Here is a 25138-nt window from a genome sequence, read left to right on the forward strand (position 1 = left end):
GGGAAGTCATCCGATCCCGCGCCAAGGGCGTCTGGAAATCAGGAAAGGGGGAGGCGACCATTGCCGCCACCCCAAGTCGTTTGGAAGGCGCTTAGGCCAGGGCGAGGTTGGTCGCCGATTCACGGCCGTCGCGGCCGCGTTCCACGTCAAAGGTCACGGCCTGGCCGTCCTTGATTTCGCGGAGGCCGGCGCGTTCCACGGCCGAAATGTGAAGAAACACGTCCTTCGTGCCATGTTCCGGCTGGATGAAGCCGAAGCCTTTGGTTGCGTTGAACCATTTCACGGTGCCATTGGCCATCGTGAGATCTCCTGTCATGTATGCCACCCGCGAGATTGCGATGGCGTGGCCCAGTCGTCGCAAGAACATCTGAAGCCGTAAAGCAGACAGAAGGTCGAAGGAAGAACATCAGCCAACCCTAGATAGCCGATTCCGGGCGGTTTTTCAAGCCTGCCCTTTGCAATCAGCCCTGGCGCGTCAGGGTCAGCGCCGACCAGTCGCCCAAATCGTCCCTCTGGTCCAGCGCAAAGCCGTGCATTCCATAGGTTTTCACGACCTCGTCCGCCTGCGTGACAAGGATCCCGGACAGGATGATCTTGCCCTTCGGGGCGACCACCGATGCCATCTGCGGGGCCAGGTCGATCAGCGGCTGTTTCAGGATATTGGCCAGCACCAGGTCATAGGGGGCGTTGTCTTCAAGCATCTGGTGGCCGAAGCCTGCGGCCTCGATGCAGATCACCCGGCCGTCCAGCCCATTGGCGATAACATTGGCCGCCGCGGTGTCCACTGCCACGGCGTCGATGTCGCTGGCCAGGACCGTGACCGGCCACAGCCGTGCCGCCGCCATGGCCAGAACGGCGGTGCCGCAGCCTATGTCCACGATGCGGCGGGGCTGGAAGCCCTGCGTTTCCAGCCGGTCAAGCGCCTCGAGGCAGCCCTTGGTTGTGTTGTGGTGCCCGGTGCCAAAGGCCATCGCAGCCTCGATCCACAGGGCCTCGACCCCCTCGGGCACGTTGTCGGCATCATGGCTGCCGTGGACGAAGAAGCGGCCTGCCCGGACCGGGGTCAGTTCGCGCTTCACATGGGCGACCCAGTCCACGTCGGGCAGTTCGGACACCGCAAAGGGATTGGCGCCGAAGGCTGCCGCCAGAAGCGCAAGGGCGATGTCGTCGGGGGCCTCGGTGAAATAGGCACCCACCTCCCAGCGGTCCGAGCCGTCCTCGATCTCGAAGACGCCGGTGCCGACGGGCTCGGGCTCCAGATCCTCGCAAGCCTCGGCCAGGGCTTCGGCGGCCTGACGGCCTTGGACATGGGTCAGCGCGGAAAAGGTGGTCATCAGATCGGATCCGGGTTGGGCAGGCTTGCCTCTACCCCCGTGCCTTGGAGGCCACAATAGCCGTCGGGGTTCTTTTCCAGATACTGCTGGTGCGCCTCGTGCGCGGGCCAGAAGCGGCCGGCATCGACGATCTGCGTGGTGATCTTGCCAAAGCCCGCCACGGCCAGGCGGTTGTCATAGTCGATCTTCGACGCCTCGGCGGCTGCCCGCTGGCTGTCGTTGAAGGTCATGATCAGGCTGCGATACTGGTGGCCCACGTCGCCCCCCTGCCGGTCGCCCTGGGTCGGGTCGTGGTTTTCCCAGAACAGTTGCAGCAGGTGGTCGTAGCTGATCTTGGAACTGTCGAAGACGACATGCACGACCTCGGCATGGCCGGTGGTCCCGGCCTTGACCTGGTCATAGGTCGGGTTCTCTACCGTGCCGCCCGCGAAGCCCACCTGGGTCAGCCAGACGCCGTTCTGCTGCCAGAACAGCCGTTCGACGCCCCAATAGCAGCCCATGCCGAAGATCGCCTGGTCAAGACCCTGGGGCACGGGGCCGTCCATCGGCCGTTTGAAGATCGCATGTGTGGTCATGGTGTCATCCTTCTGAAGCTGGACGCTGAACGCGGCAGGGCGGGCCGGGGTTCGCCCTCAGCCACGAGGGTGTGCGGCCTGATAGACGGCCATCAGATGCGCGTCGTCGACCCCGGTATAGACCTGGGTCGTGGACAGGTTCGCATGCCCCAGCAGTTCCTGGATGGTGCGCAGGTCGCCCCCGGCCGCCAGCAGATGCGTGGCAAAGGAATGGCGCAGCGCATGGGGTGTGGCGGTGGGCGGCAGGCCAAGCGCGGCACGGGCACCCGCCATCGCCTGCTCGATCACCGACATCGACAGCCGCCCGCCGCGCACGCCCCGGAACAGCGCCTGGTCCGCCGCCAGCGGCCAGGGGGACAGGCGCAGGTATTCGGCCACCGCATCCCGCGCCACCGGCAGGACCGGCACCCGGCGCTGCCGCCCGCCCTTGCCGGTGATGGTCAGGCTGTCGCGGAAGGGCCAGTCGGCGCCGTTCAGCGACAGCGCCTCGGAAATCCGCAGCCCGCAGCCCCAGAGCATCGTCAGCACCGCCCCGTCCCGCGCCGCCACCCAGGGGGTGTCGTGCTGGACGGCCACCATGTCCAGCGTGTCCTGCGCCTGCAGCGGGGTCAGCGGGCGGGGCAGGGAGCGCGTGTATTTCGGGCTGCGCGTGGACAGGGCGGCGGACAGGTCGTGCCCTTCGCGATCCGAGATCCAGCGCAGGAAGCTGCGCACCGCCGACTGCCGCCGGGCCAGCGACCGCGCGCCCAGTCCCCGCGCGCGTTCGGCGGCTGCGAAAGCGCGCATGTCGGTCTGGAGAAGATCGGCCAGGGACTTCGGCGTGGCGGGCTGGCCATGATGGCCGCCCAGAAAGGCCAGAAAGGCCAGCAGATCGCTGCGATAGGCGGAAATGGTATGATCCGACCGGTCGCGGGTCGCGGCCTCGACTTCCAGCCAGCGGGCCAGGGCATCGGCCATCGCCGGGGCAAGCGCCAGGGGGCCGGGCGCCGCGGGGGCGGTCATCCGCGCAGCCGCGCCAGCAACACCAGGCGGAAGACCTGCGCGAAGAAGCGCAAAAGGTCGGTGCCGTGGGCCGGCATGAAGCGGGTCTTGTCGCCGCTGCCCATCAGCAGCATGGCGCGGGGACGCCGCGCGCCGAGGTCTATGGGGATCATCGCCTCGGATGCGACGGCGCGGCCGTGCAGGGGCTGGGTGATGGGCGACGACGGACGCAGGACGATGTCGTCGCCCCTGGGCGTGCGCCGCCCGGCCGCGATGATCCGGCCGATGGCACCGTCCGGCACGACCACCGCGTCCTCGGGCAGGCCGGGGATGGCGGGATCGGGTTCGACCACCAGCCGCAGCGTCTCGATCCGCAAAAGCGGCGCGATGTCGGATTGCAGGCTGTCCACCAGTTCGGCCAGGTCCGCTGTTTCCAGCAGCCCGATCACGGCGCGGTGGATGACCGCCGTGCCCGACTGGTTGTCGAAGGCCGCGGCGATCACGCTTTCATGCTGGGTTTCCAGCCGGTCCAGGCGTGTCTCCAGAGCCTCCATCGCGCGGCCCCGGATGTCGATGACGTTGTCGCCGGCCTCGGCCTCGCGCGCGGCGACAAGGGCGCGCATCAGGTCGCGGTCTGCCAGGATGACGCCGGGATCGGCCAGAAGCCTGTCGCGCGTTTCCGAATCCAGAACCGCCTGCTGTTCCGACGCCATGCCTGCCCCTTTGCGTTACCCGCCGATCTTCTGACCGGTCTTTGCCCAGTCGGCAGTGAACTGCTCGAGCCCCTTGTCCGTCAAGACATGTTTCGCCATCGACTTGATGACGGCGGGGGGCGCGGTGATCACGTCGGCGCCGATCTTGCCCACTTCGATGATATGGCTCACCGAGCGGATCGAGGCCGCGAGGATCTGGGTCTCGTAGCCATAGTTGTCATAGATTTCGCGGATGTCGGCGATCAGGTCCACGCCGTCCAGGCCGATGTCGTCCAGCCGGCCCACGAAGGGGCTGATGAACGTGGCGCCGGCCTTGGCGGCCAGAATCGCCTGCGCCGGGGTGAAGCACAGCGTCACGTTGACCATGTGGCCTTCGTCGGCAAAGGTCCGGCAGGCCTTCAGCCCGTCCCAGGTCAGCGGCACCTTGATGGCGATGTTGGGCGCGATCTGCGCCAGGTGGCGGCCTTCGCGGATCATGTCCTCGGCCTTGTCGGCCACGACCTCGGCGGACACCGGGCCGCTGACCATCTCGCAGATCTCGCGGGTGACTTCCTCGATGTTGCGGCCGGCCTTCAGGATCAGCGACGGGTTCGTGGTCACGCCATCGACCATGCCCAGTTCGTTCAATTCGCGGATGGCGTCCACATCGGCGGTATCAAGGAAGAATTTCATGGTCCTGCTCCGGTAAGGCGGTTCGCTGGGGTGATAGCGCAAAACCCCGTCCGCCGAAAGGGCGGGCTTGCAACGGGGGCGGCAGAGGTCTTTATCAAGGGCGATGAAAACCCAGCCCGCCTTTTTCGAAGCCCGCGCCCGGATCGGCGTCCTGACGGTCGAGCCGGTGGGCATGCTGGATTACCTGGCGCCCGATGGCGGCGTGGCGCAGGGCCAGCTTGTGCTGGTGCCGCTGGGGCCGCGCCGGGTCGTGGGGCTGGTCTGGGGGCCGGGCCTGGGCGATTTCGACCTGGCCAAGCTGCGCCCCGTGGCCCGCGTGCTGGATGCCGAGCCTTTCGACGCAGGTTTCCTCGATTTCCTGACGCGCGCCGCCGACTATACCCTGACGCCGCTGCCCCTGATGCTGCGCATGGCAACCCGCGCGCCCGACCTGGACCAGCCCCCCGCCGCCCGCCGGGTGATTGTGCCGGGCGGTTCGCCCCCCACCCGCATGACCGAGGCGCGGGAACGTGTGATGCAGGTCGTGGCCGATCATGGCGGGGCCAGCTTTGCGCCGTCCGAGCTGGCGCAGTTGGCCGGAGTGGGCACGGCGGTGGTCAAGGGACTGGTCGCCGCGGGCACCCTGGCCGAAATCGAGGCCCCGCGTGACCTGCCCTATCCCCGGCTGGATCCCCTGCGCCCCGGCAAGCCGCTTGACCCCGACCAGCAGGCAGCCGCCGACAGTCTGCGCGGGGCGATCAGGACGGGCGGCTATGGCACCACCCTGCTGCGCGGCGTCACCGGATCCGGCAAGACCGAAGTCTATCTGGAAGCTGTCGCCGAATGCCTGGCGCAGGGCCGCCAGGCGCTTGTGCTGCTGCCGGAAATCGCGCTCTCGGCCGAGTTCCTGGACCGGGTCGAGGCCCGCTTCGGCGCGCGCCCCGGCGAATGGCACAGCGGCATCACCCGCACCGAACGCCGCCGGTTGTGGCACATGGCGGGCAGGGGGGAGGTGGGGATGGTCGTGGGCGCCCGGTCCGCGCTGTTCCTGCCCTTCCGCGACCTGGGCCTGATCGTCGTCGATGAGGAACATGACAGCAGCTACAAGCAGGAGGACGTGGTCTATTACAGCGCCCGCGACATGGCGGTGCTGCGCGCATCCATCAACAGGGCGCAGGTGGTTCTGGCATCCGCCACGCCGTCCCTGGAAAGCTGGGTGAACGCGGGCATGGGCAAGTATCGGCGGCTGGATCTGCGCAGCCGGTACGGGGCCGCCGAACTGCCCGACATGGCCGCCATCGACCTGCGGGCCGAGGAGATGCCCTCGGGCCGCTGGATCTCGCCCACGCTGGCGGGGGCGGTGGAAGCACGGATCGCCAAGGGGGAACAGTCGCTTCTGTTCCTGAACCGGCGGGGCTTTGCGCCCGTCACCGTCTGCCGGGCCTGCGGCGAACAGATCGCCTGCCACCAATGCGACGCGCGGATGGTGGAGCACCGCTTCCAGAACCGCCTGATCTGCCACCAATGCGGCGAGACACGGCCCATTCCCCTTGCCTGCCCGTCCTGCAAGGTCGAAGGCAAGCTGGCCCCCATCGGCCCCGGAGTGGAGCGCATCGCGGAAGAGGTCGCCGCCCGCTTTCCCGATGCCAAGGCCACGGTCCTGTCGTCGGACCTGTTCCATTCCGCGCGCGCGCTGAAGGAAACCATCGCCGAGATCGCCAACGGCGACACCCAGATCATCATCGGCACCCAGATCGTCGCCAAGGGCCACAACTTCCCGCGCCTGTCGCTGGTGGGCGTGATCGACGCCGACCTGGGCCTGCAGGGCGCGGATCTGCGCGCGGCCGAACGGTCCTTCCAGTTGATGCGGCAGGTGGCGGGCCGGGCAGGCCGGATGTCGGGCGCTGCGCCGGGCATGGCGCTGCTGCAAACCCATCAACCCGACCATTCGGTGATCCGCGCCATCCTGTCGGGCGAGGACGAGGCCTTCTGGAACGCCGAGGCGGCGGGACGCCAGGCCACCGGGATGCCTCCCTTCGGCCGGCTGGCGGGGATCATCCTGTCCCATCCCGACCTGGGCGTGGTGAATGATTTCGCGCGCCATCTGGCAGCCCATGCCGGGCCGCTGGAACAGGCGGGCGCGCAATTGTGGGGACCGGCCCCCGCGCCCATCGCCCGCATCAGGGGGCGGCACCGGATGCGGATGCTGATCCAGGCGCCGCGCCAGGCGCCGATCCAGTCTGCCATCGCCGACTGGCTGGCCCCGCACAAGGTGCCGGCCAACTTGCGCCTGTCGGTGGATGTGGACCCGCAAAGCTTTCTTTAAGCCCGCTGGTCGAAATCGCGGCGCGAGGCCTCGATCCGGTCAAGATGCGTTTCGGCCCATTGCCAGACGCCGCAAAAGGCCTCGGCCAGGCCCAGGCCCAGGTCGGTCAGGCGATAGTCCACGCGCGGTGGGATCACCGGATGGACCGTCCGCGTCAGCAATCCGTCGCGCTCCATCTGCCGCAGGGTCTGGGTCAGCATCTTCTGGCTGATGCCCGGCACCGCGCGGCCGATGGCGGAAAAGCGCATCGTGCCGCCTTCCGTCAGTTCCTCGAGGATCAGCATGGTCCATTTGTCGGCGACCCGGCCGATCAGTTCGTTGACCAGTTGCGTCACGCGGGGATCGATTTCGGCCAGGGGCGGGGATGGCGGCAAGGCACTCTCCATCAGGTAAGTATAAATCTTTGCGGTGCCTTCTTCCGAAAAGAAAGCAGATGGGGCCATATCTAGCCCATCCAACAGAAAGGACAAGCGATGCAGAACAGCGGAAACACCATCCTTCTGACCGGCGGCACTTCGGGGATCGGGCTTGCCTTGGCGCAGCGGTTCCATGCCGCAGGCAACACCGTCATCATCACCGGCCGCCGCGCAGCGCTTCTGGACCAGATCACTGCGGACCATCCCGGCATGATCGCCCACCCCTTGGACGTGGCCGATGCCGAAGCCGTCCGCGCCTTCTCCGCGCGGATCGCGGCGGATCATCCGGCGCTTAACGTCGTGATCCACAACGCCGGGATCATGGTGGCCGAGGACGTGACGGGCGATTTCCTGGACACGGCAGAGGCGACAGTGGTCACCAACCTGCTGGGCCCCATCCGGCTGACGGCGGCGCTGATGCCGCATCTGCTGGAACAGCCGCGCGCGACGATCATGACGGTGTCGTCGGGCCTGGCCTTCGTGCCGCTGGTGCGGACGCCCACCTATTCGGCCACGAAAGCCGCAATCCACTCCTGGTCGCAATCCCTGCGCGCCCAACTGCGGGACACCGGGGTCGAGGTGCTGGAGCTTGCGCCGCCCGCCGTCCAGACGGATCTGATGCCCGGCCATGCCACGGACCCGAATGCCATGCCGCTGGCCGAATTCATTGACGAGGTGATGGGCATCCTGGGCCAGGATCCGACGCCCCCGCTGGTCGGCGTCAAGCGACTGGATTTCCTGTCCAAGGCCGAGGCCGAGGGACGCTATGACCAGACCTTCGCGCGGTTGAACGGGTTGTAGGATACCGGTGGCGTGCAAGCACGCACCCTACGGTCTGGCGAGGCGTCCGGTAGGGTGCGTGCTCGCACGCACCATCCCTGCTTCCGCTAATTCCGCAACACGATGCACCGCCCGCCCAACTGCTTGAAGCGGTTGCAGAAGGCGGCGGCCTCGCGCCGGCTGTCCCAGCCCACTTGGGCGGTATAAACGGCGCGGGGCATCCCGGTCAGGCGCTTGCGGACATAGCCCACCTGCTTGTCGCCCAGGATCGGGCGCAAGCTGCGGTTCAGGCGGGCCACCTGTTGGATCGCGCCCGATTGGCTGGGATGGCTGGCCACGATCACGCCCCAGGGAAAGACCTTGGGCTGGATCATGAATTCGCGCAGCTTGCGGTCACCCGCCAATTTCTCGCAGGCCGGGCGGAATGCCATGTCGGGGTCAAGCGCCAGCTTCAGTTCGGCTTCGGGCGGCGGGTTGTCGCGCCAGCGGAGTGCCTCGAACCCGGTGATCGAGGCGACATAATCCTGCGTTTCATAGGGCAGGCCGCCGTTGCGGGCGATAAAGCGCGCCGCCCGGTTCTCGCCGCCGTTATAGGCGACAGCGGCAAGGCCGATATTGCCGAAGACGTCGGTCAGGTGGCGCAGATACCAGGCCGCCTTGTGAATCGCCTGGGCCGGGTTGAACGGGTCGTGCAGGTCATAGAGATCGGCGGTGCCCGGCATGAACTGCGCGATGCCAAGTGCCCCAACGGGGCTGATCGCGCCGGGTTCGAATCGGCTTTCCTTCCACAGCAGGCGGGCCAGGAAATTCGGGTCCAGGTCGCGTTCGGCGGCGTTTCGTTCGATCAGCTTGCAGACATCGGCTGCATAATGGTCCAGCCGGACGCAATCGCGTCCGTCATCCGTGCAGCGCAAGGACTCGGACTGGCGCACCGGTGCGCGGCCGGCCAGGGCATCCACGGCGGGAAAGGCCTGGACCGCATGGGCCGTCAGGATCGACAGCATCGACAGCAGCCACGCCAGATGACGCCAATGGAAGGGCCGTGCCATGAACCTGGTCAGGCGTCGGACGCCGGGCCGGTGCCCTTGTCCTTGCGCTTGCCCTTGTCCTTTTTCGCCTTCTTGGTCTTGTCGTCCTTGCCCTGTTCCTTGCGTGCTACTTTTTCGGCCTGGCGCGCGGATTTCTTTTCGGCCTTGCGCGCAGCCTTTTCGGCATCCTTTTCGGCCTTGCGCGCCGCCTTGCGGGCGTCCTTTGCGGCCTCTTTCTCGGCCTTGCGGGCTGCCTTGTCCTTGGCCGCCGGGGCCTCCGATGCCGGGATGACGACCGGGGGAATCGCCGGGGATGGCTGCGTTGCGGGTGCCGCCGGAGCCGGGGCAGAAGCCTGGGGCACGACATCTGGGGACACCGAGGCCGCCAGCTTCGCCGCCTTCTTGACCACCCGGCGCGACCCTGTCCGCAGATCCGCCTTGCGATGCTCGGCCTTTTCGCGGCCTGCGGGCTTGCGCGCCGGAGAGGCGGGTTTGCGCTTGGGAGCCTTTGCGGCAGGCATAGGCGCGGCGGGGGCGGCCGAGGCCGATGCAGCGGTTGAATCCGCAGAAAGATCGGCAGAAGGCTTGGTTCCAGACTTGCGCCGGCGGCGTTCGTTCCTGGCCCGCCTCAGCGCGGCGGCAAGCACGTCGGCGGCAACCACCTGCCCGTTCTGGCCCCTTGGCCCGGCCTGGCCCAGGGCCGCTTCCAAGTCTGCCATCAGGCCCTGCAGGCCGCCGTCGTCCAGCTTGCCGATCGCGGGGCTGCGGCTGTTGACCAGCAAGGACCGCTGCTCGGGCGTCAGCAGTTCCTGTTCCAGCTTGCTATAGTTGGGCATTGCTCGTTTCCTGCCGCAGCCTGATTTCGCGCGGATTTTGCGAAAGATCGACGGGATTTGCAAATGGAAAGGCCCCGGCATTGCGGGGCCTTCCGATCAGCATCCGGCACGCCTTCCGTGTTACTGAACGGCGCTTTCGACCGGGGAAATGGTCGTGACCGGCGCGTTATAGGGGGTGCTGATGGTGGTGACCGCGTAAGGGTCCGTCACCTGCGACGTTGCGGGGGACATGGGCGCCAGCGACGCGGTGGTCGTGGGCGCAAGCGCCTGGCCCGCTGCAGGCTCGACATAGCCTTCGGGGGTTTCGATCATCGGGCCTTCATAGCGCAGGCTCTCGGCCTGGCTGCGCACATGCACCGTGGTGCCGGTGCTGACTTGCGAAAACAGGTCTATGATGTCCTGGTTGAACAGCCGGATGCAGCCTGCCGAGGTCGCCTTGCCGATGGAGGACGGGTCCATCGTGCCGTGGATGCGGTAATAGGTGTCCCGCCCGCCTTCGTACAGATACAGCGCCCGCGATCCCAGCGGGTTGTGCATCCCGCCCGACAGGCCGCCCGCGAATTGCGCGTAAAGGTCGGGCTGGGTGCGGATCATGTTGTCCGTTGGCCGCCAGCTGGGCCATGCGGCCTTGCGCGCGATGGTGGCCGTCCCGGAATAGCCCGTCCCCTCGCGGCCCACCGCCACGCCATAGCGCATCGCCTGCCCGCCCGGCTGGACGAGGTAAAGCACCCGCGCATAGGGATCGACGACAATGCTGCCAGGCGCCTCGGGGCCGTTATAGGACACCTGCTGCCGCTGGTTGCGCTCGGTCAGGTAGGCTGCGCGGACTGCGGGGATCTGGATCGGCTCTCCGTTGGGGCCGGTATCCACACGCGCCTGATAGGCTTCGGGCACGGTAGGCGTGGCCAGCGTGATCGGCTGGCTGCTTCCACATGCGGCAAGCCCCAGGGCAACCGCCGTGAACAGGGTAACAAGACGCATCTTCATCTTCCTTCATGGCAACGGCAGCCCGCGGGCGCCAGCAGCGTCCAAATTTTTTCGTCCGAAGCACCAATGCCGCAAGGGCAGGGGGTGATTCGCGCAGGGCTTCATGAGCCCGTCACAGACCCCGGGCGTCAAGACATGCAATCCAGGCCAGAAGGCAGCCGTCGTCACGTTGTGGCGAATGGGCGGCAGTTTGTTCAAGATTGGCTGACGGCGGAACAATTCTGCGTTTGTTTTGGTTTCATGGCCATCGTTGAAGACAGCAGCCTGTGGCGCAAATTCATCACCTTCGGGCGGTGCCAGGACCTGTCGGCGAAGATTGCCCCTCGGCGCGCGGCTGGCTAGGCTGCATCCGAAGCCCAAAGCGACAGTGTCCGTGACCGACCAGACTTCTTCCCGTCCCTCGGCCCTTGCCCCTTTCCGCCACCGCGATTTCCGCCTGTTGTGGAGCGCCACGCTGGTGTCGAACTTCGGCGGGCTGGTGCAGGCGGTGGGTGCGGCCTGGCTGATGACGCAACTGACCGACAGCGCCACGCTGATCGCCCTGGTGCAGGCATCCAACACGCTGCCGATCATGCTGCTGGCGCTTGTGTCAGGCGCGTTGGCCGACATCTTCGACCGCAAGGCGATCCTGATGTTCGCGCAATGCTTCATGGCGGCGGTGTCCCTGGCCCTGGCGGTGGTGGCCTGGCAGGGCTGGCTGACGCCCTGGCTGCTGCTGGCCTTCACCTTCCTGATCGGCGCGGGGCAGGCGCTTTACAACCCGCCCTGGCAGGCCAGCATGGGCGATCTTGTGCCGCGGGCAGACCTGCCTGCGGCGGTGACGCTGAACTCGGTCGGCTTCAACCTGATGCGCAGCGTGGGGCCGGCGGCGGGCGGCTTCATCGTCGCGGCCTTCGGCGCGGCGGCGGCATTCGCCGTCAACGCGGCCAGCTATGTGCCGCTGCTGGGCGCCTTGTTCCGCTGGCGCCCCGACATCGCCCCCCGCACCGCCCCGCCCGAGGAGTTTCTCCCTGCCGTGGCCGCCGGGCTGCGCTATGTCTTCCTGTCGCCGAACCTGACAAAGGTGATCGGACGCGCCGCCCTGTTCGGCTTTGCCGCCGTGTCCGTCCTGGCGCTGCTGCCGCTGGTGGCCAAGTCCCATCCCGAGGGTGGGTCGATGCTGTTCGGCGGGCTTCTGGGCTGCTATGGCGTGGGGGCCATTGCGGGCGCGGCGCTGAACCCGCGCATCCGGGCGCGCTTCGACAACGAAAACATCGTGAGGGTGGCTTTCGCGGGCTTCGCCTTGTCGGCCATCGTCCTGGGGCAGACGCAGAACGTCTGGCTGCACGCCCTGGCGCTGCTGCCTGCGGGCGCGTCCTGGGTGCTGGCCTTGTCGCTGTTCAACGTGACGGTGCAGCTGTCGACCCCTCGCTGGGTCGTGGCGCGCGCCCTGGCGCTGTATCAGACGGCAACCTTTGGCGGCATGGCGGCAGGATCCTGGGTCTGGGGCGGCATCGCGGGGGCGCATGGCCTGGGTGACGCGCTGACGGCGGCAGGGGCGGTGCTGCTGGTCGGCGCGGTGATCGGGGTCTGGTTCAAGGCGCCCGACTTCGGCACCGCCGATCTGGATCCCGTGAACCGCTTCCGCGAACCCGCGCTGCGGCTGGATCTGCGCGGGCGGTCGGGGCCGATCATGGTGATGGTGGATTACCGCATCGCCCAGAAGGACACGGCCGAGTTCCTGCGCCTGATGCAGCTGCGCCGCAACATCCGCCGGCGGGACGGGGCGCGGAACTGGGCTTTGCTGCGCGACCTGGAACATCCTGACCAATGGTCGGAAAGCTATCACATCGCCACTTGGGACGAATATGTCCGCCACAACCTGCGCCGGACGAAATCCGACGCCGAGGTTGCGGTGGCGCTTCGTGCCCTGCATCAAGGCGAAAGCGATCCGCTGGTCCACCGGATGATCGAACGCCACAGCGTCGGACCCGAGGATGACCTGCCCCTGATCGGCAAGATGGACGTATAGGAAAGGCCGCCATGACCACTGCCCTGTTCACGCATCCCGACGCCGAACGCCATATCACGCCCCCCGGCCATGCCGAGCAGGTCGCCCGCCATGCCGCGGTCCTTGACGCGCTTGCCGACCTGGCCCTTGACCGGCGCGAGGCGCCGCGCGCCGACGAGGCCGACATCCTGCGCTGCCATCCGCAGTCCTATCTGGAACGCATCCGCGCGGCCGTCCCCGAGGAAGGCTGGCAGATGCTGGACGCCGATACTCATCTGTCGCCCGGCAGCCTGGATGCCGCCCTGCGCGGGGTTGGTGGGGCCGTTGCGGCGGTGGATGCGGTGCTTGCGCGCGAGGTCGCGAATGCCTTTGTCGCCATGCGCCCGCCCGGCCACCATGCCGAACGCGAAACGCCGATGGGCTTCTGCATCTTCGGCAATGCGGCGGTCGGGGCAATGCGGGCCCTGGACCATCACGGGCTGGACCGCGTGGCGGTGCTGGATTTCGATGTCCATCACGGCAACGGCACGCAGGATCTGTTGTGGGACGAAAAGCGCGCCTTCTTCGCCTCGAGCCAGCAGATGCCGCTTTATCCCGGCACCGGTGCCGCATCGGAACGTGGCGCGCATGGGCAGATGGTGAACGTGCCGCTGCCGCCCGGATCGGACGGCGCGGCAGGGCGGGCGGCCTGGCGCGACATCCTGACGCGCTGCCGGGACTTCGATCCGCAACTGGTGATCGTCTCGGCCGGGTTCGACGCCCATGCCGCCGATCCGCTGGCGCAGCTGAACTGGGACGAAGGCGATTTCGCGGCCATCACCCGGATGATCTGCGACATGGCGGCGGATCTGTCGGCTCCGGTGGTATCCTGCCTGGAAGGTGGCTATGATCTGGCGGCCCTGGGCCGGTCCGCCCGCGCTCATGTCCAAGTCCTGCTGGAGGCCCAAGAATGAACGACATCGCGACCATGAGCTTCGAGGAAGCCATGAAGGAACTCGAGGCCACCGTGGGCAAGCTGGAAACAGGGGATGCGTCCCTGGACGAATCCATCCGCCTTTACGAACGCGGCGCGGCCCTGCGCCAGCATTGCGAAAAACGCCTGCGCGAGGCCGAGGACCGGGTCGAAAAGATCACCCTTGCGGCCAATGGCCAGCCCACGGGGACGGAACCGGCCGAGGGGCTGTGATGCAGGCACGACTTACGGCGGTAAGGGCCCAGGTTCAGGCCGCGCTTGACCGCGCCATCGGCGATCTGCCCCCCGGCGAATTGCGCGACGCGATGGGCTATGCCTGCAATGGCGGCAAGCGCATCCGCGCCTTCCTTGTGATGGAATCCGCGCGGCTTCATGGCGTGGCCGACGATGCCGCGCTGCCCGTGGCGGCGGCGGTCGAGGCGCTGCACGCCTATTCCCTGGTCCATGACGACCTGCCCGCGATGGACGACGACGACCTGCGGCGCGGCCAGCCGACCGTTCATGTGAAATGGTCCGAGGCAACCGCGATCCTGGCGGGCGACGCGCTGCAATCGCTGGCCTTTGGGCTGCTGGCCGATCCGGCGGTCGGCGATCCGGCTGCGCGCGTGCGACTGGTCGCAGGTTTCGCGCAGGCGGTCGGTGGGGCAGGGATGGTCTGGGGGCAGGCCCTGGATATCAAGGCTGAAACGGCCGCCACCCCGCTGATGCTGGACCAGATCACCCAGTTGCAGGGCGGCAAGACCGGCGCGCTGATCCGCTTTGCCGCCATCGCCGGGCCCCTGATGGCGGATGCCGATCCCGCGCCGCTGGCCGCTTACGCCGAGGCGCTTGGCCTTGCCTTCCAGATTGCCGACGACATCCTGGACGTGACCGGAAACGAAGATGTGACCGGCAAGCGGGTCGGCAAGGACATGGCGGCGGGCAAGGCCACTTTCGTGTCCCTGCTGGGCCTTGACGGCGCCCGGGCCGAGGCCGCGCGCCTTGTCGCATCAGGCGATGCGGCCCTTGCGCCCTATGGCGAGGCCGCTGCAAACTTGCGCCAATTGGCGCGTTTCGTTATCGAACGCGACACCTGAACGACGCCCGCCCCTGCAATCTTTCGCCCGAAGGGCCAGCCGATGACCGACCTGACAAAGACGCCGATCCTCGACCGGGTCAAGCTGCCCTCGGACCTCAAGTCGCTTGGCGACCGCGAACTGCACCAGCTTGCCGACGAACTCAGGTCGGAAACGATCAGCGCGGTCAGCGTCACCGGCGGGCATCTGGGCGCGGGTCTGGGCGTGGTGGAACTGACCGTGGCACTGCACGCGGTCTTTGACACGCCGCGCGACAAGATCATCTGGGACGTGGGCCACCAGTGCTATCCCCACAAGATCCTGACCGGCCGGCGCGACCGCATCCGCACGCTGCGCATGGGCGGCGGACTGGCGGGCTTTACCAAGCGGACGGAAAGCCCCTATGACCCCTTCGGCGCGGGCCATTCCTCGACCTCGATTTCGGCGGCGCTCGGCTTTGCGGTGGCGCGCGACCTGGGCGGCGATCCGGGCGATGCCATCGCGGTGATCGGCGACGGCGCCATGAGCGCGGGCATGGCCTTCGAGGCGCTGAACAACGCGGGCCACCTGGGCAAGCGGCTGATCGTGATCCTGAACGACAACGAGATGTCGATCGCCCCGCCGGTAGGCGCGCTGTCGTCATACCTGACCAGCCTTTACACACGCGGCCCCTTCCAGGATCTGAAGGCCGCCGCCAAGGGCGCGGTCGGCCTGCTGCCGCCGCCCATCCAGGAAGGCGCGCGCCGGGCCAAGGAAATGCTGAAGGGGATGGCTGTCGGCGGCACGTTGTTCGAGGAGCTGGGATTTTCCTATGTCGGCCCGGTGGACGGCCATGATCTGGACCAGCTTCTGCCGTTGTTGCGCACAGTGAAGTCGCGGGCGACCGGGCCGGTGCTGATCCATGTTGTCACCAAAAAGGGCAAGGGCTACGCCCCCGCCGAAAACGCTGCCGACCGGGGCCATGCGACGGGCAAGTTCGACATGGTCACCGGCGTGCAGGCCAAGGCGAAATCCAACGCCCCCAGCTATACCGCCGTCTTCGCGCGTGCCCTGATCGACGAGGCCGGGCGTGATGACAAGATCGTCGGCATCACCGCCGCCATGCCGGACGGCACGGGGCTGAAGCAGTTCGCCGAACGCTTTCCGCGCCGGACCTTCGACGTGGGCATTGCCGAACAGCACGCCGTGACCTTCGCGGCGGGCCTGGCTGCGGGCGGAATGAAGCCCTTCTGCGCGATCTATTCGACCTTCCTGCAGCGCGGCTATGACCAGGTGGTTCATGACGTGGCGGTCCAGAACCTGCCCGTGCGCTTCGCCATCGACCGGGCGGGGCTTGTGGGGCAGGACGGCCCGACCCATGCGGGCGCCTATGACATCGCGTTTCTTGCGAACCTGCCCGGCATGGTGGTGATGGCCGCCGCGGACGAGGCGGAACTGATGCACATGGTCGCCACCGCCGCCGCCCATGACAGCAGCCCCATCGCCTTCCGCTTTCCGCGCGGCGAGGGGACGGGGGTCGAGATGCCCGAACGCGGCCAGGTGCTGGAGATCGGCAAGGGCCGCATCGTGCAGCAGGGCAAGGGCGTTGCGATCTTGTCCTTCGGCACCCGCCTGTCCGAGGCGCAGAAGGCCTGCGAATCGCTGGGCGCGCGCGGCATCACGCCCACGATTGCCGACGCGCGCTTCGCCAAGCCCCTGGACCGCGACCTGATCCTGCGGCTGGCGGCGACCCATGATGCGCTGATCACGCTGGAGGAAGGCGCGGTCGGCGGCTTCGGCAGCCATGTCGCGCAGCTGCTGTCCGATGAAGCTGTCTTCGACCGCGGCCTGCGCTTCCGGTCGATGGTGCTGCCGGACCGCTTCGTCGATCACGACGCGCCTTATGCGATGTATGACACCTCGGCGCTGAACGCCGCCCATATCGAGGCGAAGGTTCTTGAGGTCATGGGCGTGGCGCGGCTGGCGGGCAAGACTGCCTGAAGATTTTGCCCGTTCCTTAGGCAAACTGACCCTGCAGCGACAAGATCCCGGATTTTTTCTGCGCCGCAGCATCCTTTTTGCCTTTTGGTCGGCGCCAGACGGCTTTCAAGGGTATTGTGAATCATGGGCGACCAGATCCGCCCATCCTCCCGCATGGCCGCCAGAGACAACTCCCTCCTCCCCCCAAAAACCCTGTCTCTGGCGGTTCCGGTTCAAGAAAAAGGCGCGGAACAATGTCCGCGCCTTGTCATTCATCAGTGAACGGTTGCCTCGGGCTTGGGGCCTTCGCCAACGGCCCCAAGCTTGTGCCCCGCGCGGCCGATGCGGTTTTCCACGATCAGCCCGTCCGGCCCGGCGCTGACATGCACCGTCTGCCCGTCCAGAACCTCGCCCGACAGCAGCAGTTCCGCCAGCGGATCCTGCAGCGCCCGCTGGATCACCCGCTTCAGGGGACGTGCCCCGAAAACCGGATCATAGCCCTGATCGGCCAGCCACTTGCGCGCATCCTCGTCCAGGTCCAGCGTGATCTTCCGACCCGCCAGACGCTGTTCCAGCCGCCGCAACTGGATCTTGACGATGCCGTCCATGTTCTGCCGCGACAGGCGGCGGAAGATGATGATCTCGTCCAGGCGGTTCAGGAACTCGGGCCGGAAATGGGACCGCACCGCCTCCATCACCTGCTGCCGCGCATCGGTAGAATCCGATCCTTCCGGCAGATGCGACAGCGCCTGCGACCCCAGGTTCGAGGTCAGGATGATCAGCGTCTGCTTGAAGTCCACCGTCCGGCCCTGGCCGTCGGTCAACTGCCCGTCGTCCAGAACCTGCAACAGCACGTTGAAGACGTCCGGGTGGGCCTTCTCGACCTCGTCGAACAGGATCACCTGATAGGGACGCCGCCGCACGGCTTCGGTCAGCACGCCGCCTTCATCATAGCCGACATAGCCCGGAGGGGCGCCGATCAGCCGCGCCACGGAATGTTTTTCCATGAACTCGGACATGTCGATGCGGACCATCGCGCTGTCATCGTCGAACATGTATTCGGCAAGCGCCTTGGTCAGTTCGGTCTTGCCGACGCCGGTGGGCCCAAGGAACAGGAACGACCCAAGCGGGCGGTTCTCGTCGTTCAGGCCCGCGCGGGCACGGCGGACGGCGTTCGACACGGCCACCACAGCCTCTTGCTGGCCGATGACGCGGGCGCCGATCTGCTCCTCCATCTTCAGCAGCTTCTCGCGCTCGCCTTCCAGCATCTTGCTGGTGGGGATGCCGGTCCAGCGTTCCACGACCTCGGCGATCTGCTCGGGGCGCACGGCTTCCTCGACCATCAGCCCGTCGGCGCCGCCATTCTCGGCCTCGGCCAGCTGCTTTTCCAAGCCGGGGATGATGCCATAGGACAGTTCCCCCGCACGGGCCAGGTTGCCCTCGCGCTTGGCCTGGTCCAGTTCAGCACGCGCGCGGTCAAGCTGTTCCTTGAGGTTGCGCGATCCTTCCAGCTTGTCGCGTTCGGCCTGCCAGCGGGCGGTCATCTCGGCGCTGCGCTGCTGCAGGTCGGACAGGTCGCGTTCCAGCCGTTCCAACCGGTCCTTGGATGCCGCGTCGTCTTCCTTTTTCAGCGCCTCGGCCTCGATCTGCATCTGCAGGATCTGCCGGTCAAGCTGGTCCAGTTCCTCGGGCTTGCTGTCCACTTCCATGCGCAGACGGCTGGCGGCCTCGTCCACCAGATCGATGGCCTTGTCGGGCAGGAAGCGGTCGGTGATGTAGCGGTGGCTCAGCGTGGCCGCCGCGACCAGGGCCGCGTCGGAGATGCGGACGCCGTGGTGAAGCTCGTACTTCTCCTTGATGCCGCGCAGGATGCTGATCGTGTCCTCGACCGTCGGTTCCTGCACCAGAACGGGCTGGAAGCGCCGGGCCAGGGCCGCGTCCTTTTCGATATACTTGCGGTATTCGTCCAAGGTCGTGGCGCCGACGCAATGCAACTCGCCCCGCGCAAGCGCGGGCTTGATCAGGTTCGCGGCGTCCATCGCGCCGTCGGTCTTGCCCGCGCCGACAAGGACGTGCAGTTCGTCGATGAACAGGATGATCTCGCCCGCGGCGGTCTCGATCTCCTTCAGGATCGACTTCAGCCGTTCCTCGAACTCTCCGCGATATTTCGCGCCGGCGATCAGGGCGCCCATGTCCAGCGCCATCAGCCGCTTGTCACGCAGGGATTCGGGCACGTCGCCATCGACGATGCGCAGCGCAAGACCCTCGGCGATCGCCGTCTTGCCGACACCGGGTTCGCCAATCAGCACTGGGTTGTTCTTAGTGCGGCGCGACAGGACCTGCATCGCGCGGCGGATTTCCTCGTCCCGGCCGATGATCGGGTCGATCTTGCCGTCGCGCGCCGCCTGCGTCAGGTCGCGGGCGTATTTCTCCAACGCCTCATAGCTGTCCTCGGCCGACGCGCTGTCCGCCGTGCGGCCCTTGCGGATGTCGTTGATGGCCGCGTTCAGGTTCTGCGCGGTGACCCCGCCCGCCGTCAGGGCATCGCGGGCATTGGTGTTGACCATTGCAAGCGCCATCAGGATGCGTTCGGCCGGGACGAAGCTGTCGCCCGCCTTTTTCGCAACCTGTTCGGCCTCGTCCAGGACGCGCACAAGCGACGGGTCCACATAGACCTGGCTGTTGCCGCCCTTGACCTTGGGCAGCTTGGCGACCGCCGCATCGACCGCTTCCTTGACGCGGCGCGCGTCGCCGCCCGCGCGGGCGATCAGGTTCGACGACAGCCCCTGGTCGTCATCCATCAGCGCCTTCAGCAGATGTTCGGGGACGACCCTCTGGTTTTCCTCGCGGATCGCGATGGTCTGGGCGGCCTGCATGAAGCCGCGCGACCGCTCGGTGAACTTTTCCATGTTCATCGGCACTTCTCCTTTGTTAGCCCCCGTGTCGCAGACGCCCAACAGGCACGTCCCGGTCCGGGTCTTCGACTATGATCTGGTAAGTCTTGCGGCGCTTTCAAGCGGCAGGTCACTATGGCATAAGGCCGCGATTTTGCAGGAAAGGGCGACTGAATGGATGACCGGCTGATCGTGGCACTGGACGTGCCGCACGCCCTTGCAGGACTGGACCTGGCCGAGAAGCTGGGCGATGCCGTGGGCTTCTACAAGATCGGGCTGGGAATGCTGACCGGCGGCGGGCTGGCGCTTGCGAACGAGCTGAAGCAGGACCACGGCAAGCGAATCTTCCTGGACATGAAGCTGTTCGACATCGGTGCCACGGTGGAAGCCGCCGTGCGCGGCCTTGCGCAATTCGACCTGGATTTCCTGACGGTGCATGGCGATCCCCATGTCGTGCGCGCGGCCAAGGAAGGGGCAGGGGGATCGAACCTCAAGATCCTGGGCGTGACGATCCTGACCTCGCTGGAACGGACAGACCTGGATGCGGGCATGATCCGCCCCGGCGATCTGCACGAGATCACCGTGGAACGCGCCGCCCGCGCCTTCGAGGCAGGCGCCGACGGCATCATCTGTTCCCCGCGAGAGGCCGCTGCAATCCGCGCCTTGCCCAATGCGCGCCTGATCGTGACGCCGGGCGTGCGTCCGGCAGGCGCTGCCCTGGGCGACCAGAAGCGGGTGGAAACACCAGCCAGTGCCATTGCCGCAGGGGCCGACCATATCGTCGTGGGCCGTCCCGTCTGGCAGGCCGACGATCCCCGCGCCGCGGCCCAGGCGATCCTGGCCGAGATGCGCGGCTGATTGACCGCCCCTGCCTTCCGCGCCAGTCTGGCCGAAACGGGGGGCGGATGACGGACGATCACGGCATATCGCAGAAGGCCCACAACGACCTGGTGCTGTCCTTCCTGGCAGTCAGGCGGGCGATCGGGGCTCTGGGCTTCTTCCTGCCCCTGGCGCTGCTGGCCTATGGGCTTCTGTCGGGGGATCTGCTGCCCAGCATCTCGGCGGCCTATTACTCCCCCATGCGAGAGATCTTCGTGGGCAGCCTGATCGCGCAGGCGGTCTTTCTTTGGAGCTACGAGGGCTTTCGTCCCGACGCGGGCGACCTTGTGACCGACAAGGGAACCGCGCGCGTGGCGGCCGTCGCCATTGCCCTTGTGGCCCTGGTGCCGACTGGCCCGGACGCGGTCCAGCCACAAGGCGCGGGCTGCACGCTTCTGCAATGCCTGGCCGATCGCGCGGGACTGTCGTCGCTGGTCCACCTGGGCGCGGCGGCCGTGTTCTTCGGCGCGCTTGCCGTCTATTGCCTCGTGCTGTTTACCAAGGGCGCCGTGGACGGCCCGGAAAAGGCGGCGTCGAACCGGATCTATCGCCTTTGCGGCTGGACGATCATCGCCAGCATCGGGCTGATCGGCGTGATGTTCGCCACTGGCCTCGACGACCGGCTGGCGGGCCTGCGCCCGGTCTTCTGGCTGGAAACCATCGCCACCTTCGCCTTCGCGACAAGCTGGATGGTCAAGGGCGACGCCCTGCGCCCGCTGGTGCGCGGGGTTGCGGCGCTGCGCTGAGAAACGCGCGGTCAGTCGTTTATGTCACGGTCCCAGATCCGCCTTTCGCCCCGACTGGTCGGCCAAAGGCGGCGGAACAGCAGCCAGGCCAGGGCCGACAGCAGCGCGGTCACCACCAGCGTCAGCGGCAGGCCCGCTGACCATAGCCCCGTCAGCATAAGGATCCCCATCAGCCCGACCGCGGCCGCCAGCCCCATGAAGGCCCAGCCCGGCACCAGAAGCTCGACCCCCGCCAGCACGAAAGCGGCGATCAGCCACCACCAGCCGTTCATGAGGGCGACCGCCCGCGCAGCAATCCGAATGCGTCGGTGAAGGCGTCAAGCGCCGCCGCCGGGACCAGGACGACCTGCTTGCCCTGACCCTTGCCAATATCGGCAAGGGCCTCGACCTGCTTCAGTGCCACCTGATACTGCGCCGCTTCCAGCCCGTTCTTCGAAATCGCCTCGGCGATGGCGGCGGTGGCGTAGGCCTCGGCATCGGCCAAGACGCGCTTGGCCTTGGCAAGCTGCTCGGCTGCATAAAGCTCGCCGTCGGCGGCCAGTTCGACGGCGCGGCGCTTGCCCTCGGCTTCGGTCACCTGGGCGCGGCGGGCGCGTTCGGCGTTCAACTGCTGCAGCATGGCGGCGCGGGTGGCCTGGTCCAGGTTCACGTCCAGGATCTCGGCCCGCGTGACCTCGATCCCCCAGTCGTCCACAACATTCGCCAGCGATTCGCGGATCCGGGTGATCAGCTGCGCGCGGTTCGACTGGACCCCGTCCAGCTCCATCGTGCCGATCTCGGACCGGACGATCCCGGCGACCGTGGTGGCAATGGCCGCGTCGATGTCGCGGATGCGGTAGACGGTCTTTTCCGGTTCGATGATGCGATAGAAGACGCTTGTTTCCACCTGCACCAGCACGTTGTCCGCGGTGATCGCATCCTGGCTGTTGGTCGGCAGCTGCCGTTCCAGGATCGAGATGCGATGCGCCACCCGGTCAAGGAAGGGCACCGTCAGGTTGATCCCCGGGCCAAGAACCGCGTGAAGCCGCCCGAACCGTTCCACCACGTATTTCTCGGACTGCGGGACGATCTTCACGGCCGAGGTGACCGCCAGAAGGATCACGACGGCCAGGACGATCAAGGCAAGGTTCTGGCCGATCAGGCTGCTGAAGTCGTCCATCCTGTTCCCTTCATTCCGCAGCGACTGCCGGTCCTGCCCGGCCGCCCGCGTCCAGGACGGCAAGGGTCCGAATCACCCGCCCGATCCGGCTTGCCACGTCGGCGAAGCGGTCGTTTGGGGTGATCGTCTTCTCGTCCATGTAAAGCGACCGGTCGATCTCGAGCTGGACCACGTGGACATTGTGGCCGGGCCTGCCATAGGCCGAACAGATATAGGCACCGGCAAAGGGCGAGTTTCGCCTGATTCGCCAGCCCTCGGCCTCGACCGCCGCGATGATCGCGTCCGAAACCCGGGCCGAGGCCGAAAGCCCGTGGCGGTTGCCCAGCACCATGTCGGGGCGCTGACCGTGCAGGTGGTTCAGCGCGTCGTGGGGCATGGAATGCATGTCGATCAGGATCGCCTGCCCGAAGCGCGCCCGCGCCTCGGCGATCAGGGCAGCAAGCGCCAGGTGATAAGGCCGCCAATAGGCGTCGATGCGGCGCTCGGCCTCGGTCCGGTCGATCGGGCGTTCCAGGATCGTCCGGCCCTGCGACACGACGCGGGGAATCACCCCTAGCCCGGCCAGGGTCCGCTGGTTCAGCGGATGGCGGGGCACGCCGCGCACCACAAGGGGGTCGATTTCGTCCGGCGCACGGTTCAGATCCACGATGGCGCGGGGCACCTGGGCGCGGATCGTCACCGCACCGAAGGACGGTGCGCAGGCGATCAATTGGTCCACGAAGGCATCTTCGGAGGACCGCAGCGTTTCGGCGGGCAGCCTTGTTCCTTCAAGGAACCATTCGGGATAGATGCGGCCGGAATGGGGCGATCCGAAGATCACGCCACTGGCCCAGAACTCGGGCCGGTCAATCAGCACAGGCAAGTCGGATTCGGTCAAGACAGACCCCGGCAGGCATTTCCGTTCCGCCCATATAAGCGCCAATTTTCTTGCTGCGATAGGGCTTGAAACCCCCTGAACCCCCCTATATAGACACGCGGACCGAAGGCGGTTCAGGATGTTTCCCTCAGGAAGCAAAGGGGATGGCCGAAGGAACGGGCGGTTAGCTCAGCGGTAGAGCACTACGTTGACATCGTAGTGGCCACTGGTTCGATCCCAGTACCGCCCACCATGATTTCGCCGCCCCCGGCAGGTTCGTCGGGGGTCTTTCGTTTTCCTGCGGCTGCGAGCCGCGTGATGGAGAAAAACCGATGAAGGTTCGCAATTCGCTCCGCTCGCTCAAGAGCCGGCACCGCGACTGCCAGGTCGTGCGCCGCAAGGGCCGCATCTACGTGATCAACAAGACCAACCGCCGCTTCAAGGCTCGTCAGGGCTGATCCGGCGCGATCACAGCGAAAACGAAACAACCCGCCCAAACCGGCGGGTTTTTTCATGGCCAAGGGAGATGCGTCGGAATTAACGCTTTCTTAAGATGATGCTTGGTTAATTGCCCGCGGCGGTTGTATCGCTGACCTGTAATCAGTGCCCGGGGTGTTTTCATGTTCGTGCTTGCCAGCCTGATGGCGCTTGCTGCCGCCGGTGCGGCGCTTGACTTGACGACAAGCAGCCATGACCCCGACGAAGATGACGGCGATGCTTTCGGGCCTGCCCTGGGCGACGACGATGTGCCGCGAATCGGTGATGTCAGTCCGGACGCCGAGGAGGGCGGGGAAGAGCCCCTTGATTGGCCCAAGCCCGATCCGCTGCCCGATCCGACCGAACCGGTCATTTCCTTGCCCAATCCCGAACGACCGCTTGGCGATGACCTTATCGACGGCAGCGCCGAGGATGACGAGCTTCAGGGCGGAACGGGCAACGACACCATATTCGCGGGCGAAGGAAATGACTGGGTCCAGGGCGACGGCACCTTCGACCCATCCGGCTGGGACGAGATACATGGCGGCGCGGGCGACGATTCCCTGGCCGGGCAGGGCGGCGACGACCTGGTCTGGGGGGACGAGGGCGACGACACGATCCAGGGCGGCGAAGGAAACGATACGCTGTTCGGCGGCGCGGGCAACGATTGGGTGGCAGGACATGACGGCGACGACGTTCTGATCGCGGGCGGGGGTGGCGACGACCTTGACGGCGGGCAAGGCAACGATCTGCTGGTGGGCGACGACGATCCCCGGACTGTCTGGATGCATGGTGGCGAAGGCGACGACAGCCTGATGCCCGGTGCGGGGGACTTTGTGGAAGGGCAGGGTGGCGCGGATCAATTTGTCCTGCGGCAACCGGGCGGGGGATTGCCGGTGATCGCCGATTTCGATGCCCGGGAAGACCAGTTGATCCTGCATCTGCCGGACAGTTTGGCGCAGGATGCCCAGATCGACCTGGCGCCCGACGGGGACGGCACGGTGCTGGTGACGGTGAACGGCGATCCGATCGCACGGATGCTGCAGGGCGGCGGCCTGGCTGCGGGCGATATCCTGGTGGTCAGGCTGCCTGGCTGAAGCCGCACCCCTTTCCATCGCGATCCATTTCCTGTATGGGCGCGCATCCGATCCCCTTAATCGGGGCGGACACTCCACGGGCCAGTGCTGGACGACATCCCGGCCTGAGCCATAACCCCTTTCCTGAAAGGAGACCCCGATGTCGATCACAGTTGAAGAAAAAGCCCGCGTCATCAAGGAATTCGGCACCGCCGCCGGCGACACCGGCTCGCCCGAGGTGCAGGTCGCGATCCTGTCGTCGCGCATCGCCACCCTGACCGAGCACTTCAAGACCCACAAGAAGGACAACCACTCGCGTCGTGGCCTGCTGATGATGGTCGCACAGCGCCGCAAGCTGCTGGACTACCTGAAGAAGAAGGACGAAGCCCGCTATACCGACCTCATCGGCAAGCTGGGCCTGCGCCGCTGATCGCGGACCGACCGGAG

At 66.8% G+C, this 25138-nt stretch carries 26 protein-coding genes and 1 tRNA gene; 13 read left to right on the forward strand and 14 right to left on the reverse strand.

Features of this window, described 5'->3' with window-relative positions:
- Positions 1-91: 91 nt before the first annotated feature.
- From FIU66_RS01370 to fsa, 6 genes are all read right to left on the reverse strand, one after another.
- Positions 92-298 (reverse strand): cold-shock protein, encoded by a 207-nt coding sequence (locus FIU66_RS01370; RefSeq protein ID WP_103172357.1) that lies wholly within the window; start codon positions 296-298, stop codon positions 92-94.
- Positions 299-461: 163 nt separating this feature from the next.
- Entirely contained in the window at positions 462-1334 is an 873-nt protein-coding gene (locus tag FIU66_RS01375; RefSeq protein WP_167621036.1) for a 50S ribosomal protein L11 methyltransferase, read from the reverse strand.
- Entirely contained in the window at positions 1334-1909 is a 576-nt protein-coding gene (msrA, locus tag FIU66_RS01380) for a peptide-methionine (S)-S-oxide reductase MsrA (protein WP_167621037.1), read from the reverse strand. Before msrA ends, FIU66_RS01375 begins: the two co-directional genes overlap by 1 nt.
- A gap of 57 nt (positions 1910-1966) precedes the next feature.
- The gene (locus FIU66_RS01385; RefSeq protein ID WP_167621038.1) at positions 1967-2911 is read right to left on the reverse strand and encodes a tyrosine recombinase XerC; all 945 of its coding nucleotides are present in this window, start codon (positions 2909-2911) and stop codon (positions 1967-1969) included.
- Entirely contained in the window at positions 2908-3603 is a 696-nt protein-coding gene (locus FIU66_RS01390; RefSeq protein WP_167621039.1) for a DUF484 family protein, read from the reverse strand. The genes FIU66_RS01385 and FIU66_RS01390 overlap by 4 nt, the downstream gene beginning before the upstream one ends.
- A gap of 15 nt (positions 3604-3618) precedes the next feature.
- Positions 3619-4275, reverse strand: coding sequence for a fructose-6-phosphate aldolase (gene fsa / locus FIU66_RS01395; protein WP_167621040.1), 657 nt, complete (start codon positions 4273-4275; stop codon positions 3619-3621).
- A 103-nt stretch (positions 4276-4378) separates the two neighbouring features.
- On the opposite strand from fsa, the gene FIU66_RS01400 reads away from it, so the two are divergent.
- Positions 4379-6580, forward strand: coding sequence for a primosomal protein N' (locus FIU66_RS01400; RefSeq protein WP_167621041.1), 2202 nt, complete (start codon positions 4379-4381; stop codon positions 6578-6580).
- Here FIU66_RS01400 and FIU66_RS01405 read toward each other — a convergent pair.
- Positions 6577-6966 carry a helix-turn-helix domain-containing protein gene (locus FIU66_RS01405; protein ID WP_167621042.1) on the reverse strand — a complete coding sequence of 130 codons (390 nt, stop codon included), beginning with the start codon at positions 6964-6966 and terminating at the stop codon, positions 6577-6579. The genes FIU66_RS01400 and FIU66_RS01405 overlap by 4 nt on opposite strands.
- Positions 6967-7053: 87 nt before the next feature.
- On the opposite strand from FIU66_RS01405, the gene FIU66_RS01410 reads away from it, so the two are divergent.
- Complete coding sequence (locus tag FIU66_RS01410; protein ID WP_167621043.1) at positions 7054-7797, forward strand: SDR family oxidoreductase; 744 nt, start codon at positions 7054-7056, stop codon at positions 7795-7797.
- Between the two features lie 86 nt (positions 7798-7883).
- Here the strand turns inward: FIU66_RS01410 and FIU66_RS01415 are convergent, their stop codons facing one another.
- From FIU66_RS01415 to FIU66_RS01425, 3 genes are all read right to left on the reverse strand, one after another.
- Positions 7884-8825 carry a lytic transglycosylase domain-containing protein gene (locus FIU66_RS01415; protein ID WP_167621044.1) on the reverse strand — a complete coding sequence of 314 codons (942 nt, stop codon included), beginning with the start codon at positions 8823-8825 and terminating at the stop codon, positions 7884-7886.
- An 8-nt stretch (positions 8826-8833) separates the two neighbouring features.
- Complete coding sequence (locus tag FIU66_RS01420) at positions 8834-9640, reverse strand: hypothetical protein (RefSeq protein ID WP_167621045.1); 807 nt, start codon at positions 9638-9640, stop codon at positions 8834-8836.
- 120 nt (positions 9641-9760) lie between these two features.
- Complete coding sequence (locus FIU66_RS01425; protein ID WP_167621046.1) at positions 9761-10621, reverse strand: L,D-transpeptidase; 861 nt, start codon at positions 10619-10621, stop codon at positions 9761-9763.
- Between the two features lie 379 nt (positions 10622-11000).
- On the opposite strand from FIU66_RS01425, the gene FIU66_RS01430 reads away from it, so the two are divergent.
- The 5 genes from FIU66_RS01430 to dxs are packed head-to-tail and all read left to right on the forward strand — an operon-like array spanning position 11001 to position 16625.
- On the forward strand, positions 11001-12638 hold the full coding sequence (locus FIU66_RS01430) for an MFS transporter (RefSeq protein ID WP_167621047.1): 1638 nt from the start codon (positions 11001-11003) through the stop codon (positions 12636-12638).
- Between the two features lie 11 nt (positions 12639-12649).
- Complete coding sequence (locus FIU66_RS01435; RefSeq protein WP_167621048.1) at positions 12650-13570, forward strand: histone deacetylase family protein; 921 nt, start codon at positions 12650-12652, stop codon at positions 13568-13570.
- Positions 13567-13803, forward strand: a complete 237-nt coding sequence (locus FIU66_RS01440) for an exodeoxyribonuclease VII small subunit (RefSeq protein WP_154764573.1) — start codon at positions 13567-13569, stop codon at positions 13801-13803. Before FIU66_RS01435 ends, FIU66_RS01440 begins: the two co-directional genes overlap by 4 nt.
- Entirely contained in the window at positions 13803-14666 is an 864-nt protein-coding gene (locus tag FIU66_RS01445; protein WP_167621049.1) for a polyprenyl synthetase family protein, read from the forward strand. Before FIU66_RS01440 ends, FIU66_RS01445 begins: the two co-directional genes overlap by 1 nt.
- A gap of 42 nt (positions 14667-14708) precedes the next feature.
- On the forward strand, positions 14709-16625 hold the full coding sequence (dxs, locus tag FIU66_RS01450) for a 1-deoxy-D-xylulose-5-phosphate synthase (RefSeq protein WP_167621050.1): 1917 nt from the start codon (positions 14709-14711) through the stop codon (positions 16623-16625).
- 254 nt (positions 16626-16879) lie between these two features.
- Here the strand turns inward: dxs and clpB are convergent, their stop codons facing one another.
- Complete coding sequence (gene clpB / locus FIU66_RS01455; protein ID WP_167621051.1) at positions 16880-19519, reverse strand: ATP-dependent chaperone ClpB; 2640 nt, start codon at positions 19517-19519, stop codon at positions 16880-16882.
- A 153-nt stretch (positions 19520-19672) separates the two neighbouring features.
- Between clpB and pyrF the strand changes: the two genes are divergently transcribed.
- Positions 19673-20356: an orotidine-5'-phosphate decarboxylase gene (gene pyrF, locus FIU66_RS01460; protein ID WP_167621052.1), complete on the forward strand. Its 684-nt coding sequence runs from the start codon at positions 19673-19675 to the stop codon at positions 20354-20356.
- 47 nt (positions 20357-20403) lie between these two features.
- Positions 20404-21123 (forward strand): DUF998 domain-containing protein, encoded by a 720-nt coding sequence (locus FIU66_RS01465; protein ID WP_167621053.1) that lies wholly within the window; start codon positions 20404-20406, stop codon positions 21121-21123.
- Positions 21124-21134: 11 nt separating this feature from the next.
- Here FIU66_RS01465 and FIU66_RS01470 read toward each other — a convergent pair whose 3' ends face one another.
- From FIU66_RS01470 to FIU66_RS01480, 3 genes are read right to left on the reverse strand one after another with little or no spacing between them, the layout of a single operon-like run.
- Positions 21135-21395, reverse strand: a complete 261-nt coding sequence (locus FIU66_RS01470) for an NfeD family protein (protein WP_167621054.1) — start codon at positions 21393-21395, stop codon at positions 21135-21137.
- Complete coding sequence (locus FIU66_RS01475) at positions 21392-22282, reverse strand: SPFH domain-containing protein (RefSeq protein WP_167621055.1); 891 nt, start codon at positions 22280-22282, stop codon at positions 21392-21394. The genes FIU66_RS01470 and FIU66_RS01475 overlap by 4 nt, the downstream gene beginning before the upstream one ends.
- 10 nt (positions 22283-22292) lie before the next feature.
- Positions 22293-23138 (reverse strand): N-formylglutamate amidohydrolase, encoded by an 846-nt coding sequence (locus tag FIU66_RS01480; protein ID WP_240544713.1) that lies wholly within the window; start codon positions 23136-23138, stop codon positions 22293-22295.
- Between the two features lie 178 nt (positions 23139-23316).
- Here FIU66_RS01480 and FIU66_RS01485 point away from each other — a divergent pair.
- The 4 genes from FIU66_RS01485 (at position 23317) to rpsO (ending at position 25121) form a co-directional block, all read left to right on the forward strand.
- Positions 23317-23391, forward strand: a tRNA-Val gene (locus tag FIU66_RS01485).
- Between the two features lie 79 nt (positions 23392-23470).
- Positions 23471-23596, forward strand: coding sequence for a type B 50S ribosomal protein L36 (gene ykgO / locus FIU66_RS01490; RefSeq protein WP_042245282.1), 126 nt, complete (start codon positions 23471-23473; stop codon positions 23594-23596).
- Between the two features lie 162 nt (positions 23597-23758).
- On the forward strand, positions 23759-24712 hold the full coding sequence (locus FIU66_RS01495) for a calcium-binding protein (protein WP_167621057.1): 954 nt from the start codon (positions 23759-23761) through the stop codon (positions 24710-24712).
- Between the two features lie 139 nt (positions 24713-24851).
- Positions 24852-25121, forward strand: a complete 270-nt coding sequence (gene rpsO / locus FIU66_RS01500; RefSeq protein ID WP_103172335.1) for a 30S ribosomal protein S15 — start codon at positions 24852-24854, stop codon at positions 25119-25121.
- Positions 25122-25138: the final 17 nt, after the last annotated feature.

Origin of the sequence: Paracoccus sp. AK26, from assembly GCF_011801365.1 — a bacterium.
Taxonomy (GTDB): domain Bacteria; phylum Pseudomonadota; class Alphaproteobacteria; order Rhodobacterales; family Rhodobacteraceae; genus Paracoccus; species Paracoccus aerius.